The following is a 15228-nucleotide window of genomic DNA, read 5'->3' as shown; positions in this document are numbered from 1 at the left end:
TTCAAGGCCCGACTGCATCCGCTTGGGCGGATGTCTTCATTTCCGGCAATGCCCGGGCCGGCGAAAGACGCCTGCGCCCCAGCCGCCATCCTTCCAGGAGATGTTTGCTGATGAACTCGACGATCATGGATTTCCTGCTGTCCAGAGCATCCGTGCCAATTCAGGATTTGCAGGCGCCGGGGCCGGACGATGCCGAGATCGCCCGGATCATCGCCGCCGCCAGCCGCGTACCCGACCACGGCAGGCTGGCGCCCTGGCGCTTCATCGTCTACCGCGGCGAAGCGCGCAAGGAGATTGGCCGCAAGCTGGCGGCTCTCGCCGAAGAGCGCGAAGGCCCGCTTCCGGAAGGCAGGCGCAACCAGGAGCTGACACGTTTCTCGCGGGCCCCCGTGGTTGTCGGCGTTGTTTCGACGCCGAAGGAGCACCCCAAGATTCCCGATTGGGAAAAGTTCCTGTCTGGCGGCATGGCGGCCATGAACCTCATCATAGCCGCGAACGCGCTGGGTTATCACACCAACATGATCACCAACTGGTATTCCGACGTGGCGCAGGGCAGGGCGATCCTCGGCCTCGCGCCGGAAGAACGCGTCGTCGGCTTCGTGCATATCGGCACCTATGAAGGCACGGCGCCGGAACGCCCGCGCCCCGATCCGGCGACGCTGTATTCCGACTATTCCGGCCCATGGCGGGGATAGGGCAGGCTTTATTCCAGCACGCCCGCAGCCCGCGCTCTTGCCAGCAGCCGCTCGGCGAGGCGCAGATGCGGGCGGTCGTACATCTTGCCGCCGATGCCGACCACGCCCGGATTTCCCGCGGCCTCGAAAGCTGCGACCACGGCCGCAGACTGTTCGATCGCCGCGGTTGATGGCGTGAAAGCGGCGTTGATGATCGGCACCTGCGCAGGGTGGATCGCCATCTTGGCCGTGAAGCCGTCGCGTTCGGCTTCGATGCACTCCGCTTCCAGCCCGGCGAGATCGCGGAAATCGGGATAGACGCTGTCTATGGCCGCCACGTCGGCGGACGACGCCGCAAGCAGGGTGATCGTGCGGGCGAGACGGAACACGTCGGTATAGCGCCCATTCCCGTCCCGCGCGGCGCGCGCGCCGATGGAAGCCGACAGGTCTTCCGCGCCCCAGGTGAGTCCGGCAAGCCGGGCGCTAGCTCCCTCATAGGTTCCGCCGGAAAAGAGCGAGGCCGCCGTTTCGGTGGCGATGGGAATGATGGAAATGCCGCCATCCGGCAGTCCGTGCTCCGCCTCATGCACGCGCAATTTGGCCGAAAGCTGCTGCACGTCCGCGCCGCTGGTCGACTTTGGCAGCATGATCCCGTCGGGGCGTGCGCCGGCCACAGCTGCAAGATCGGCGTCGGCCAGGCCTGTCGTGAGGTCGTTGACGCGGATGTAGACCGCAGGCTTCTCCTCCTTGGGGCGCGTGGCGAGGAAATCCGACGCAATGCGCCGCGCGGCTTCCTTGTTGGCCGGTGCAACGGAATCCTCCAGATCCACGATCACCGCGTCGGCCCCGGAGGAAAAGCCTTTCTCCAGCTTCTTTTCCGAATCGCCCGGAACGAACAGCAACGAACGCATCAAGTGGGCCTCTTCAGCATCATGGCCTGACGCAGGCACCTGGCCACCAGCACATCGTTCTGATTATAGGCCCGATGTTCCAGTTCCACGATGCCGCGATCGGGCTTCGATTTCGACTCGCGCACCGAAACGACCGTGGTTTCCACCCGCACCGTGTCGCCATGGAACAGCGGATGCGGGAACACCGTGTCCTTCATGCCGAGATTGGCGACGGTGGTGCCGACCGTGATGTCGTTCACGGCGATGCCGATCATCAGTCCCAGCGTGAACAGAGAATTGACCAGCGGCTTGCCCCATTCGGTTTTCGAGGCGAAATCGAAATCGATATGGAGCGGCTGCGGATTCAGCGTCATCACCGAAAACAGCATGTTGTCGCTTTCGGTCACGGTCTTGCGCAGCGTGTGGCGAAAGACATGTCCGACTTCGAATTCCTCAAGGTACAAACCGGGCATTGCGCTCTCCTCTCCGTGCTTTTTGATAGGGCGCTGCCGCCCGCCGGGCAAGCTTTGGCCCGACATGAAAACATGGTGAACGCTTTATTAAGCCATCGACCCTATCCTGCCTGTCAAAGCCGGGGCTGGCTTGTGGGGTTGGCGCAAGTGATCGTTGTTTCGCATTTCCTGAAATGGGTTGGCACTGCGAAAGTGTCGGAACGGGCTGCCGCGGCGGCTGCCCTCGCCAATGCCTATGTGCAGCATACGCTTCCCTTCGAGGACCGATGCGCGGCCGAGGCAGCCCTTACCCTGCTGCTCGACGACCCGTCCTCCAAGGTGCGCCAGGCCATGGCCGAGGCGCTTTCCATGAGTCGCCACGCGCCGCCGCAGGTCGTTGCCGGGCTTGCTGCCGATCAGCCGGAAGTGGCGGCGCTCGTCGTCGCCCGTTCGCCTTTGCTGACGGACGCCGACCTTATCGACCGGATTGCTTCCGCAAGCCTGGCCACGCAGAATCTGATCGCCGACCGTCCGTCCGTGTCGATGCCGGTGGCGGCGGCGATTGCCGAGATCGGCGAGGCGGACGCCTGTCTGACGCTGCTGAAAAATTGCGGCGCCGATATTGCGTCTCTCAGCTTCCGGCGCATGGCCGAACGCTTCGGCCATGTCGGCGCGGTGCGTGAGGCGCTGATCGCCGACCGGCGACTCCCCGTCGATTGCCGGCACATGCTGCTGGTGAAGCTTGGCGAGACGCTCAAAGGCTCGCCGCTGGTGCAGGCGCTGATGGGGGCCGCGCGCGCCGAACGCATGCTCCGCGACGCATGCACCAGAGCCTCGCTCACACTGATCGAATCCACGCTGGCGGACGAGCATGCAGCCCTGGCGGAGCATTTGCGCCTCCGGGGCGATCTGACGGCTTCCTTCCTCATTCGCACCGTCGCGCATGGCAAGATCGATTTCTTCGGCAGCGCTCTGGTGGTGCTCACCCGTCGTGGCGAGCAGCGCGTGGCTTGCCTTCTGGCCGCCGGCAATGACGTGGCGTTACGCGCTTTGCTGGCCAGCGCCGGCCTTGCCGATGCCACCCACCCCGTCATTCTTTGCGCGCTAAGGGTCTGGCGCGAGGTTGCCAATGGCAAACGTATCGCTGGCGTTCAGGAAGTGAGCTGGCTGATGCTGGAGGAACTCGGCGGGCCGGCCGCGCAGGGCGATCTCGCCACACTGATAAAATCCGTCCATCTCGACGCGCTGCGCGAGAACGCGCGCGGCCACGCACTCGCCATCGCCGCCGCCTGAAGCCTGTCGCCGGAGCGCAAACGCTCTATTGGCGCAGATGGCGAAGCCGGGTTCCGTATCGGGCCCGGCGCTCACATGATGAAGTCAGATATCCAGCGCGTCGGCCTGGGCAAATTCCGCGCGCTCGGTGATGAAGCGGAAGCGGGCCTCCGGCTTCGTGCCCATCAGCGCATCGACAGCGTCGCGGGTGGCGTTATCCTCGTCCAGCACATCGACACGCAGAAGCGTGCGCTTCTTCGGATCCATTGTGGTTTCCTTGAGCTGATGCGCCATCATCTCGCCAAGGCCCTTGAAACGACCGATCTCCACCTTGCCGCGCCCGGTGAACTGCGTGCGCAGCAACTCGTCCTTGTGGGCGTCGTCGCGCGCATAGGCGACCTTGCCGCCCTGCCGGAGCGAATAGAGCGGCGGCACCGCCATGTAGAGATGGCCGTCGCGGATGAGCTGCGGCATCTCCTGATAGAAGAAGGTTATGAGCAGCGAAGCGATGTGCGCGCCGTCGACGTCGGCGTCGGTCATGATGATGACGCGGTCGTAGCGGAGATCCTGATCGCGGTATTTGGAGCGGGTGCCGCAGCCAAGCGCCTGAATCAGGTCCGAAATGGTCTGGTTTGCCGTGAGTTTGTCGTGACCGGCGCTGGCGACGTTGAGGATTTTGCCGCGCAGCGGCAGAACGGCCTGCGTGGCGCGGTCGCGCGCCTGCTTGGCGGAGCCGCCGGCCGAGTCGCCCTCGACGATGAACAGTTCCGCGCCCGCCGCCGCATTCTGCGTGCAGTCGGCCAGCTTGCCGGGCAGGCGCAGCTTGCGCACGGCCGTCTTGCGCGACACTTCTTTTTCCTGCCGCCGGCGCACGCGCTCGTCGGCGCGCTGGATCACCCAGTCCAGAAGCTTCGTGGCTTCCTGCGGATTGTCCGCCAGCCAGTGGTCGAACTGGTCGCGGATCCCGCTTTCCACGATGCGCACCGCCTCGACGGTGGCCAGCCGGTCCTTGGTCTGGCCGACGAATTCCGGCTCGCGGATAAAGACCGACAGCATGCCCGCCGCCGAAATCATCACATCCTCGGAGGTGACGACCGAGGCGCGTTTGTTGCCGGTCAGATCGGCATAGGCGCGCAGGCCACGCAGCAGCACGTTGCGGAAGCCTGTTTCGTGTGTTCCACCTTCTCCGGTCGGGATGGTGTTGCAGTAGGAATTGACGAAACCGTCGCCGCCATACCACGTCACAGCCCATTCGACGGAACCATGGCCGCCCTGGCGTTCGGTCTTGCCGGCGAAGATTTCGCGGGTAACCTGAAAGTCGCCGTTCAGCGAAGCGGCCAGATAATCCTTGAGGCCGCCCGGATAGTGGAATTCCGCCTTGGGCGGCGTGTCGTCCTTTTCCTTGATCAGCGAAGGCTCACAGTTCCAGCGGATTTGCACGCCGCCGAACAGATAGGCCTTCGAGCGCGCCATCTTGTAGAGGCGCGCGGGGTCGAATTTCGCGCCCTTGCCGAAAATCTGCTCGTCCGGCCTGAAGCTGATCCTGGTGCCGCGCCGGTTGTGGATGTCGCCCAGATGCTCCAGATCGCCAAGCGGCTTGCCGCGCGAGAAACGCTGTCGGTAGAGCTTGCGCCCGCGCGCGATCTCGACTTCCATTTCCTCCGACAGCGCATTGACCACGGACACACCGACGCCGTGCAGGCCGCCGGAGGTCTCGTAGACCTTGGAGTCGAACTTGCCGCCCGAATGCAGCGTGGTCATGATGACCTCGATCGCTGGCCGTTTGAATTTCGGGTGCATGTCGACGGGAATGCCGCGCCCGTTGTCGGTCACGGTGAGGAAGCCATCGGCGCTCAGCTCCACCTCGATGAAGGTGGCGTGGCCAGCCACGGCCTCGTCCATCGAGTTGTCGATGACCTCGGCGAACAGGTGGTGCAGCGCCTTTTCATCGGTGCCGCCGATATACATGCCGGGGCGTCGGCGCACCGGCTCCAGGCCTTCCAGAACCTCGATGTCGGCGGCGCTGTAGCTTTCCCCGAACTCCTTGGGCGCGGGAGCCGGAGCGGCCGGAGCTGTCGCCACCGCCTTGCGCGCCGCTTGCACGAGCGGATCGGCCGGGCGCGACGGTGTGCGCACCGGCTGCGGCTTGTCATCGATGCGGGCGAAAAGATCGTTGCTGTCGTCCATGCGGGTCCGTGAGCGGGAGCTGCGAATCACCGGAGAGTGTGCCACGCTTTGGAAGCCAGCGCGACCGAGGTTCCGGTTCTGTTCAGGATCGTTTCCCCCGAATATAGACGAATGTCGCAAGGAGCAAGGGGCTGCAGAGTCCTGAAAAGCACAAGGCCGGCGTTTTCACGCCGGCCTCGTACATTCTTCGTGCCTGCGGCCTATTCGGCCGCGTCGCTGTATTCGGACACGGGCGGGCAGGAGCAGATCAGGTTGCGGTCGCCGGCGACGTTGTCGATGCGCGATACCGGCGGCCAGTATTTGACCAGCGTGTCGGCGTCGCCGGCGGGGTAGGCGGCTTCCATGCGCGAATAGGGATGCGTCCAGTCGCCGGCGAGAGCTTCGGCGGCGGTGTGCGGCGCGTTCACCAGCGGATTGTCGTCTGCCGGCCATTCGCCTTTTTCCACCTTCGCGGCTTCGTCGGCGATGGCGATCAACGCTTCGCACAGACGATCCACCTCACCCTTCGGCTCGGATTCCGTCGGCTCCACCATCAGCGTGCCGGCAACCGGGAACGACATGGTCGGCGCATGGAAGCCGTAGTCGATCAGCCGCTTGGCGATGTCGTCCACGGTGATGCCCGAGCGGTCTTTGAGCACGCGGGTGTCGAGGATGCACTCATGCGCCACGCGTCCGCCACGGCCCCGGTAGAGCACCGAATAGTGGTTGCCCAGACGCGCCACCAGATAGTTGGCCGACAGGATGGCGATCTCGGTCGCCTTTTTCAGCTCCGGCCCCATCATGCGGATATACATCCAGGTGATGGGCAGGATCGAGGCGCTGCCGAAGGGGGCGGCCGAAACCGCGTGCGCCGAACCTTCCGCGACGTGGCCCGGCAGATGCGGCGCAAGATGCGCCTTGACGCCGATCGGGCCGACGCCCGGTCCGCCGCCGCCATGCGGGATGCAGAAGGTCTTGTGCAGGTTCATGTGGCAGACATCGGCGCCGATGTCGCCGGGGCGCGCGAGTCCGACCAGCGCGTTGAGGTTGGCGCCGTCGAAATAGACCTGGCCCCCATGCGCGTGCACGATGGCGCAGATGTCCTTGGCGCCTTCCTCGAACACGCCATGCGTGGACGGGTAGGTGAACATCAGCGCCGCCAGATTGGCGCTGTGCTGTTCGGCTTTGGCCTTCAGGTCGTCGATGTCGATATTGCCGTCGTCGGTGCAGCGAACCACCACCACGCTCATGCCGGCCATGGCTGCGGAAGCCGGGTTGGTGCCATGTGCGGAGGAGGGAATGAGGCAGATGTTGCGATGCCCGTCGCCGCGCGACTTGTGGTAGCCGCGAATGGCGAGCAGACCGGCATATTCGCCCTGGCTGCCGGCATTGGGCTGCAAGGTCACGGCGTCGAAGCCGGTGATCTCGGCAAGCCAGCCTTCCAGTTCGTCGATCATGTCGCGAATGCCCGCCGAATGCGCCTTGGGCGCGAACGGGTGCAGATTGGCGATATTCGGCCAGCTCACCGGCATCATTTCAGCCGCGGCGTTGAGCTTCATGGTGCAGGAGCCGAGCGGGATCATGGCGCGGTCGAGCGCCAGATCCTTGTCGGCCAGCCGGCGCAGATAGCGCATCATGTCGGTTTCGGAGCGATTCTCGTGGAATGCCGGCTGGGTCAGGAATTCGCCGCCGCGCGGCTTGCCCGGCAGGCTGCTGGCTGCGGACGCCGTGGCTTGCGCGCCGAACAGGGCGGCGATCGCTACGACATCGGCCTCGTTCGAGGTTTCGTCGAAGGAGACGCTGACATGATCGGCGTCGATGACACGCAGCAGCCTGTCGCCCTTTTCCGCTTCGGCGGCGATGGCTTCGGCCTTGCCCTTCACTTCGACCGTCACCGTATCGAAGCGGCTGGAGCCGAGCACCGTGACGCCGGCGGCGGCGAGGCCTTCAGCCAGACCGTTGGCCAGAGCGTGAACGCGGCTGGCGATGGCCTGCAGGCCGGAAGGGCCATGCCAGATCGCGTAGGCCGTCGCCATATTGGCGAGCAGCGCCTGCGCGGTGCAGATGTTGGAGGTCGCCTTGTCGCGGCGGATGTGCTGCTCGCGCGTTTGCAGGGCGAGACGGTATCCGGGGCGGCCATGCGCATCCACCGACTGGCCGACAAGACGGCCGGGCATGAGGCGCGTCAGCTTCTCCGAGACGGCGCAATAGGCCGCGTGCGGCCCGCCGAAGCCCATCGGCACGCCGAAACGCTGCATGGAGCCCACGGCGATATCCGCGCCGAGGCTTGCAGGCGCGCTGGTGACGGTCAGCGACAGCGGGTCGGAAATGAAGATGACCAGAGCGCCGGCCGCTTTCGCCTTTCCGATGGCCGCCTTGTGGTCGCCATAGACGCCGTTGGCGTCCGGCCAGGATACGATCAGCGTGGCGGTGTTCTCGTCGATTGTGTCGCCATCGATCTCGATGCCGAGCGGTTCGGCGCGCGTTTGCAGGACGTCGAACGTCTGCGGCAGCGGCACGCCGGCGATTGCAATCTTGTTACGCTTGTCGCGGTGGTGGCGAACGGCGATGCCCACTGCTTCCGCGGCCGCCGTCGCTTCATCGAGCAGGGAGGCGGAAGCTACCGGAAGACCGGTCAGCTCCGACACCAGGGTCTGGAAATTGAACAGCATTTCCAGACGGCCCTGGCTGATCTCGGCCTGATAGGGCGTGTACGCCGTGTACCAGGCCGGGTTCTCGAACATGTTGCGCTGGATGACCGGCGGCACCTGCACGCCGTGATAGCCCGCGCCGATGAAGCTCTTCATCACCGTGTTGCGCGACATGGTGGCCGAAAGCTCTTCGAGAGCTTCGGCTTCCGTCGCCGGAGCCGGAAGGTTCAGGGGGCGGTCGAGGCGGATCGATTTCGGAACCGCCTGATCGATCAGCGCATCCACCGAAGGAACGCCGATCCGCGCGAGCATTGCGCGGACATCGTCGTCGCCGGGGCCGATGTGGCGATCTGCGAAAGCGTAAGGTGCCGTGGTCATCTTCAGTTGTCCTGTCAGCCTATATGGGCGTTGTAGGCTGCCTCATCCATGAGGCCGTCGAGTTGGCTCTTGTCGGAAAGCTTCATCTTCCATAGCCAGCCGTCACCGGTTGCGGCGGAGTTGACGAGCGCCGGGTCGGAGGAGAGCGCCTCGTTCGCTTCGGTCACTTCGCCATCGACCGGCGCATAGACGTCGGAGGCGGCCTTGACCGATTCCACGACGACGGCCGTGTCGCCTCTGGTCAGCCCCTTGCCGCTTTCAGGAAGCTCGACGAAGACGAGGTCTCCCAACTGCTCCTGTGCATAATCGGTGATGCCGACCGTGGCGACGTCGCCCTCGACGCGCAGCCATTCGTGGTCCTCGGTATAGTAGATCGTCGCCATGAGAATTATCCTTTACGGTAGCGATGCGGAGTGAAGGGCAGGGCATGCACATCGACCGGCATCTTTGTGCCGCGCACATCGGCGTACAGCCTTGTACCGTTGGCTGCCAGGGTGGCGGGAACATAGCCCATGGCGACCGGATGGCCGGCCGAGGGGCCGAAGCCGCCGGAGGTGATGCGGCCGGCAGGATTGCCGTCGGCATCGAACAGGGCTGCGCCGGCGCGCACCGGTTGGCGACCTTCGGGCTTGAGCCCGACGCGCTTCTCGACCGCGCCGCGGGCGATCAGGTCGCGCAGCGCTTCGGCGCCGACGAACCGGCCGTCTGCGCGCACGCTCTTCGGCACAGCCCACATGAGGCCGGCATCGACCGGATTGGCTTCCGGCGAGATGTCGTTGCCGTGCAGGCAAAGCCCGGCTTCAAGGCGAAGGCTGTCGCGGGCCGCCAGCCCGATCCACATCACGCGCTCGTCGGCGAACAGCTTGTCGAGCAACTCGCGGGCGTCTTTTTCCGGCAGGCCGATCTCGAAGCCGTCTTCGCCGGTATAACCCGAGCGGGTCAGGAACCAGTCGGCGCGCGGCTCGGCGCCGTGCATGAAGGAGAGGCCGCCGGTTTCGATACCGATGCTGTTGAGCGCTGCTTCGGCTTCCGGGCCCTGAATGGCGAGGAAGACGCGGTCAAGCGGATTGATGGTGACGTCCAGCCCTTCCGTGAGTTCACGCAGATGCGCCTCGTCCTGCGCCGCGTTGCCGGCATTGGCCACCAGCATGAAGCGGGCGTCGCCGAGACGTGTGACGATCACGTCATCGAGGATGCCGGCATTGTCGTTCAGCAGGAAGGAATATTTGGACTGGAGCAACGGCAGCGCCGCCGCGTCGAGCGGGCAGGCGCGATCGAGAAGCGCGCCGGCGCCAGCGCCGGAGAGCTCGATGAGCTTCATGTGGGAGATGTCGAAAACGCCGACATGCTCGCGGGTATGCTGATGCTCCTTCATGACGCCAGCCGGATAGGTCAGCGGCATGGACCAGCCGGCGAACGGGCCGAACCGCGCTCCCGCCTTCTGGTGCAGATCTTCCAGGGGTAGGTGTCTTGTTTCTTCGCCTGCCATGACTTCTCCAGAACAACACGTAACGGGCCGCACCGTGCGGCCCTTCCGTGCCCCTCTGTCTGAAGCCTGAGAGACTCGTGCTGCCGGAACCCTGTCGGCGGCACTTACACCTTCGGCGCAGGGCGGATGAGGCCCCGACTTTCCAGAGTGTCGTTACTGCCAACGGTTCTTTTGCCTGAGAGATTTCGGGCGATTTCCCCTTCGGCGACAGCCTTGTGCTGTTCTCTCCCGCAAACAGTTGAAGCTTTGCAGCTTCCCGACGGACGAATGCATAGCCTAGTCGCGGCGACTTGTCACCTGAAGGAACAGTCGCCGACAACTATTGTTTCATGAACGCGTGCGCTCAGCGTCCGGCGGCCGCCAGACGGTCGAGATCGAGTTGAAGCCGTGTAATGAGCTCGCCTGTCTGGGCGTGGAGCAATTTCAATCTGGCGAGCTGTTCTGTGACATTCTGCGGTGTGTCGTTGCGGAGTTCCGTCTCGCTGGGGCCGCGGCCCACGCCATGCAGAAGCCATGCGATGCTGACGCCGAGCAGGCCGGCAATCTTGTTCAGGCGATGGAAATTGGGCATCGATCGGTCGCTTTCCCATCCCCGGACGGTGTTGGGCCTGACGCCGAGGTGGCGTGCGAACTCTCGCATATCCAGTTCGCAGGCATCGAGAGCTCTGGAAAAGCGGCCGCCGAATGTGTCGGTATCCGGCGATTCTTCAAGAATATTTTCGGGGTCGTTCACCCGCTGCACCTCAATCTTGTTGCGGTTTTATCGACGCGGCATCTCGTCGACGCCACCGGCGAAGCATAGGAGAGCACCCCCCGCGCGCAACCCGGAAGGTCAACTTTCAGAGCAAGCCATTGAAAATAAAGGATAGTATTTTTGCCTGCACGGCAAACAACATGCAGGTTGCAATCGCCGCCATCCGGCGACAACTCAAGGCAGGCTGATCATGATAGCTTGATGAAGTGGCTCCCCGGGCCGGATTCGAACCAGCGACCAACCGGTTAACAGCCGGTTGCTCTACCGCTGAGCTACCGGGGAACAGCAGACTCTTGCGAGAACGGGGCAGCCTATAGCAAACACCTTTCAGCTTTGCAAAGCCGCTTTTTGTTTTTTTGCACCATTTGCACACTCGCGCTCGAAATGTCGCAATTGCATGGCCATATTGGCCTGTCCGGGCGGCGCAAGATAGTCATTGGAACAGATTGAGAGGCAACGGGTTTCGGGTCTTGGGGTGTGATTATGCCCAGGGACAGGAGCTTCGGCACTTGGAGCGACATGATTCAGGAAGATCCCCTAAACGATTGCAGCGAACCGCCGCCGCGAAAGATCAGGCTTATGGGCAAGGAGTTCATGCTGCCCCGGTCGCGACGCGCGCGCATTTTCATAGGCGTGGGTCTGATCGCACTTGGCTGCTTCGGCTTTCTGCCCGTGCTGGGTTTCTGGATGATTCCCCTCGGCCTGCTCGTTCTTTCCTATGAGTTCGCTCGCGTGCGGCGGTGGCGTCGCCGCTCCGCCGTCTGGTGGGAACGACGCAAGCGGCGGTAGGGCCGCGGCATTGCTTCCTTTGCCCTGCCAGTTCGGGGATTCGCGGGCTGGTTCGGATACGCTCCCCCAAGGATATTTTTCAGAATGGCTCTGTTCGGCTTGACGACGAAAACACCCTAACCTAATGAGGCCGCTGGAACGCTTGGACAGCGTGAGGCCTCGTGGCGGAGTGGTTACGCAGAGGACTGCAAATCCTTGCACCCCGGTTCGATTCCGGGCGAGGCCTCCAAGTTCCATGGCGTCCTGCAAGCGGCAGGATTGCCCGCGTTCCTGTGGACTGTGAGCGCGCGATGCGCGCCAAAGCGGGGCAGCTTGCATATGAGCGCTGATTTCACCGAACGTCGGGTCAAGATGGTCGACGGGCAGCTTCGCACCACCGATGTGACGAGCACGCCGCTGCTGGATGCTTTCCTGTCTGTGCCGCGTGAGCTGTTCGTTGATGAATCGATGCGTGAACTGGCCTATATCGACGAGGATATTCGCATCGCCGACGGCGAATCCGGCGCGCGATTTCTTATGGAGCCGTCACCGCTCGCGCGGCTTCTGCAACTGGCGGAGATAGCCTCCGGCGACGCCGTGCTCGATATCGGCTGCGGCACCGGTTATTCGTCGGCGATTCTTTCGCAGCTGACTTCTTCGGTCACCGCATTGGAAAGCGATCCCGAACTGGCCGGCAGGGCGCGCGAGGCGCTTGCGGCGCTGGGTTGCGGCAATGTTTCTGTCATGGAAGGGGCGCTTCGCGATGGCTGGAAGGCCGGCGCTCCATATGACGTCATCGTGCTTCAGGGCAGCGCCGACGAAGTGCCGGAAGCGCTTTATGAGCAGCTTGCCGACGGTGGCCGTCTGGTCGCCGTCGAAGGCAGCGGCAACGCCGGCGTCGCCCGTGTTTTTCTGAAAGCCGACGGGTTGGTGACGGGACGTCGCGCGTTCAATGCGGCAATTCGGCCACTACCCGGATTTGAACGCAACAAAGTTTTCGAGTTCTGATCTGATTTAACTTGCAGCGGAGGTCCACTCATGTTGGCTTGCTGTGAGCGAATCCGGTTGCGGCCCATCAGAGGCATGCGTCGGCGGGGTATGTGAATACAGAGGCGCGATAGGTTGGCTCCGGACCTGAGTTGCGCCGCCATCGATTTGTAAAGTTGAGGGTCGACGTGCAGTCCTTTAGCAAGACCGTTTTTGCCGCCCTTTTGATCACCGCAGCGGCGTTTGCGCCGGTGACGGCTTCGGCCGAAACTATCACCGGAGCGTTGTCAAAAGCTTATCGCAACAACTCCCAGCTCAATTCTGCGCGTGCGGGCGTCCGCGTCACCGATGAGGATGTCGCCATCGCCAAGTCCGGCTATCGGCCGAGCGTGATGGGCTCGGCGAGCATCGATTACACGGAACGGCGGCGGCATGATATGTCGACGCGCCTGACAAGCGGCAGCTTCGGCGTGCAGGTCAATCAGACCTTGTTCGACGGTTTTCAGACGAAGAACAATGTTTCGGCCGCCGAAGCGCGGGTCCGGGCTTCGCAGGAAAGCCTGCGCAATACCGAAGAGAACATCCTGTTCAGCGCTGCTCAGGCGTACATGAATGTCATCCATGACCGCCAGGTTGCGGCTCTGACGAAGCAGAATCTCGAATTCCTCAATGAACAGACGCGCGCTGCCCGTTCGCGACTCGAAGTCGGCGAAGGAACCCGCACCGATGTGGCGCAGGCTGACGCCGCTCGCTCGGGCGCGGAAGCCCAGCTCAGCGCCGCCCGCGCCGACGCTCTGGCGAGCGCGGCTCAGTACAGGCAGTTGATCGGTGATGAGCCGGGCCAGCTCAAGGCGGCTTCCCCGCTTTCGAAACTTCTTCCCGCCAGTCTCGACACCGCTGTCGCGATCGCCGCCAAGGAGCACCCGGCAATCATCGCAACCAGCCATCTGGTGGATGCGGCCGCATATGGCGTGAAGTCTGCCGAAGGCGCGTTGCTGCCTTCGGTTACGGCTTCGGCTGGCGTGTCGCGCAACTACAGCGATACACGAGGCGGGCTGGCCGGCGCCAGCACCAGCGATGGCTATTCCAACTCGGCCAATATCGGGGCCACCCTGTCGATCCCGATCTATCAGGGCGGCCGCACCTCTGCGCAGGTGCGCAAATCGAAGGAGCAGCTGGGTCAGGCCCGTATCGAGGTCGATGTCAGCCGCGATCAGGTGCGTCAGGCCATCACAGCCGCCTGGACAGCCTATGCCGCCGCCCAGGAAGGGGTGGTTGCAAATCGCCAGTTGGTGAGCGCCGCGCAACTCGCGCTGAATGGCGTGATCGAGGAGCGTAATGTCGGTCAGCGGACGACGCTGGAGGTGCTGGACTCCCAGCGCGACGTGATCAACGCGAAGATCAATCTGGCCAGCGCGGAGCGCGACGTGGTGCTGGCGAGCTATGCCATCCTTCAGGCGATGGGACGCCTTTCGGTCGATCGCCTCGGCCTGCAGGTCGCCAAGTACCAGCCGGAAGAGCACTACAACGCCGTGAAGGACAAGTGGTATGGTCTGCGCACGCCAGATGGCCGCTAAAACCTGACTGTTGGATTTTGATCGAAGGAAAAGGCGCTTTGGCGCCTTTTTTTGTTGGCCGGCTGTCGTGAAGGGTCGCGGCGAAAAAGCTTCACCTCGCCGTAATCTGTTGAAATGGAGCCGAGTTCCAGTTTGGGGATTCTCGCACGGCCAATGGTCCGCTACGTTCATTGCAACATGATTCGGACGTGACCGTTACGATTCGGTTGCGTTCAGAGCTGACCAGCAGGCAAATCACGAGGGCGGCGGACGTGACGATGGCGACGGCAAGCAATGTTCAGCGCGAACCTTCGATGGAAGAGATCCTGGCGTCGATCCGCCGGATCATCGAGGACAGCGATTCCGGCCGCAAACCGACAGACCCATTCACCGGTGACGGTGCCGAAGCCTCAGAGGAGGCTGCGCCGGCTGTGGTTGATGTATTTCGCAGCGAGCTACGATCCGGAGCCGAGTCGGTTTCACTGACGCCCAACGCCGGAGCGCCTGAAGTTTCTCGATCTGCGGCCGAGGCAGGGTCCGCAGTGGAGGACAGCCGGACCGGCGACAAGGAGCCGGAAGGCAGCTCTCTCGCCAATTCGCAATCGGCGTTTACGAAGATCGATTTCACCCGGAACGAGTTTCCGCGGCCTTCGCTTGAAGCGATTCACAAGCCCGCCGAAGCGGCTGATGATTGGCATGTACCGGTCGATCAGCCTACCTTCGACAGCAGAGAAGGCACGGGAACAGATTTGCCTCCGCCGGCTGGCCGGCTGGCCGATGCGCCGATCGATTCGGAGCCTGCCGACGGGCAGAAGCCGGCGATAGAATCTGCTGTTTCGGGAACGGTCGCGGCCAAACCCGTGCTGACGCCTGAAACTTCCGAGGCTGCCGCCGCGAGGCCGGTGCTGGTTTCGGAAAAAACCAGCCGGCAGGTTGCGGCGGCGTTCGAAGAACTTTCCGAGGCCTTTGCGGCGCGCAGCAAGAGGTCGCTCGATGAAATGGCCGAAGAGATGCTGCGGCCCATGCTGCAGGAATGGCTCGACAACAATCTGCCGACCCTTGTCGAGAAGCTTGTGCGTGAGGAGATAGAGCGGGTAGCTCGCGGGACGTAAGCTGCAGCGGGAACGAGGGACGGCGAAGCGCCTGGACTTTTCAAGCTTTTCCAAAGGCTTGCATGCGGCGCTTGAATCA

Annotated in this window: 13 protein-coding genes, 2 tRNA genes and 1 riboswitch; of the genes, 7 read left to right on the top strand and 8 right to left on the bottom strand. The window is 63.5% G+C overall.

The annotated features are described in order from the left end of the window. Window positions 1–110 precede the first annotated feature (110 nt). On the top strand, window positions 111–695 hold the full coding sequence (locus ABID44_RS07175) for a nitroreductase family protein (RefSeq protein WP_354151021.1): 585 nt from the start codon (window positions 111–113) through the stop codon (window positions 693–695). Window positions 696–703: 8 nt separating this feature from the next. Here ABID44_RS07175 and ABID44_RS07170 read toward each other — a convergent pair whose 3' ends face one another. Further along, the gene (locus ABID44_RS07170; protein ID WP_354151020.1) at window positions 704–1585 is read right to left on the bottom strand and encodes an HpcH/HpaI aldolase/citrate lyase family protein; all 882 of its coding nucleotides are present in this window, start codon (window positions 1583–1585) and stop codon (window positions 704–706) included. Continuing rightward, on the bottom strand, window positions 1585–2037 hold the full coding sequence (locus ABID44_RS07165) for a MaoC family dehydratase (RefSeq protein WP_354151019.1): 453 nt from the start codon (window positions 2035–2037) through the stop codon (window positions 1585–1587). Before ABID44_RS07165 ends, ABID44_RS07170 begins: the two co-directional genes overlap by 1 nt. 147 nt (window positions 2038–2184) lie before the next feature. Here ABID44_RS07165 and ABID44_RS07160 point away from each other — a divergent pair, with 147 nt between their 5' ends. After that, window positions 2185–3309 carry a DUF2336 domain-containing protein gene (locus ABID44_RS07160; protein WP_354151018.1) on the top strand — a complete coding sequence of 375 codons (1125 nt, stop codon included), beginning with the start codon at window positions 2185–2187 and terminating at the stop codon, window positions 3307–3309. A gap of 84 nt (window positions 3310–3393) precedes the next feature. Here the strand turns inward: ABID44_RS07160 and parE are convergent, their stop codons facing one another. From parE to ABID44_RS07130, 6 genes are all read right to left on the bottom strand, one after another. Then, window positions 3394–5475, bottom strand: a complete 2082-nt coding sequence (gene parE / locus ABID44_RS07155) for a DNA topoisomerase IV subunit B (protein ID WP_354151017.1) — start codon at window positions 5473–5475, stop codon at window positions 3394–3396. 200 nt (window positions 5476–5675) lie between these two features. Further along, entirely contained in the window at window positions 5676–8483 is a 2808-nt protein-coding gene (gene gcvP, locus ABID44_RS07150) for an aminomethyl-transferring glycine dehydrogenase (RefSeq protein WP_354151016.1), read from the bottom strand. Window positions 8484–8497: 14 nt separating this feature from the next. Then, complete coding sequence (gene gcvH, locus ABID44_RS07145) at window positions 8498–8866, bottom strand: glycine cleavage system protein GcvH (RefSeq protein ID WP_354151015.1); 369 nt, start codon at window positions 8864–8866, stop codon at window positions 8498–8500. A 5-nt stretch (window positions 8867–8871) separates the two neighbouring features. Continuing rightward, entirely contained in the window at window positions 8872–9972 is a 1101-nt protein-coding gene (gene gcvT / locus ABID44_RS07140; RefSeq protein WP_354151014.1) for a glycine cleavage system aminomethyltransferase GcvT, read from the bottom strand. Between the two features lie 153 nt (window positions 9973–10125). Then, window positions 10126–10213: riboswitch (glycine riboswitch) on the bottom strand. 102 nt (window positions 10214–10315) lie between these two features. Next, window positions 10316–10705 carry a helix-turn-helix domain-containing protein gene (locus ABID44_RS07135; RefSeq protein WP_354151013.1) on the bottom strand — a complete coding sequence of 130 codons (390 nt, stop codon included), beginning with the start codon at window positions 10703–10705 and terminating at the stop codon, window positions 10316–10318. 228 nt (window positions 10706–10933) lie between these two features. Beyond that, a tRNA-Asn gene (locus tag ABID44_RS07130) sits at window positions 10934–11008 on the bottom strand. A 237-nt stretch (window positions 11009–11245) separates the two neighbouring features. On the opposite strand from ABID44_RS07130, the gene ABID44_RS07125 reads away from it, so the two are divergent. The 5 genes from ABID44_RS07125 (at window position 11246) to ABID44_RS07105 (ending at window position 15149) form a co-directional block, all read left to right on the top strand. After that, window positions 11246–11515 carry a hypothetical protein gene (locus ABID44_RS07125; RefSeq protein ID WP_354151012.1) on the top strand — a complete coding sequence of 90 codons (270 nt, stop codon included), beginning with the start codon at window positions 11246–11248 and terminating at the stop codon, window positions 11513–11515. A gap of 155 nt (window positions 11516–11670) precedes the next feature. Further along, window positions 11671–11744 (top strand) — tRNA-Cys (locus ABID44_RS07120). A gap of 89 nt (window positions 11745–11833) precedes the next feature. Next, window positions 11834–12502 carry a protein-L-isoaspartate O-methyltransferase family protein gene (locus tag ABID44_RS07115; protein ID WP_354151011.1) on the top strand — a complete coding sequence of 223 codons (669 nt, stop codon included), beginning with the start codon at window positions 11834–11836 and terminating at the stop codon, window positions 12500–12502. A 167-nt stretch (window positions 12503–12669) separates the two neighbouring features. Further along, on the top strand, window positions 12670–14058 hold the full coding sequence (locus ABID44_RS07110; RefSeq protein WP_354151010.1) for a TolC family outer membrane protein: 1389 nt from the start codon (window positions 12670–12672) through the stop codon (window positions 14056–14058). Window positions 14059–14315: 257 nt separating this feature from the next. Continuing rightward, window positions 14316–15149: a PopZ family protein gene (locus tag ABID44_RS07105; RefSeq protein WP_354151009.1), complete on the top strand. Its 834-nt coding sequence runs from the start codon at window positions 14316–14318 to the stop codon at window positions 15147–15149. Window positions 15150–15228: the final 79 nt, after the last annotated feature.

Origin of the sequence: Aquamicrobium ahrensii (assembly GCF_040545755.1) — a bacterium.
Classification (GTDB): Bacteria; Pseudomonadota; Alphaproteobacteria; order Rhizobiales; family Rhizobiaceae; genus Mesorhizobium; species Mesorhizobium ahrensii.
The sequence above is the reverse complement of the archived record's forward strand: the minus strand, read 5'-3'. Positions and strand labels throughout refer to the sequence as shown.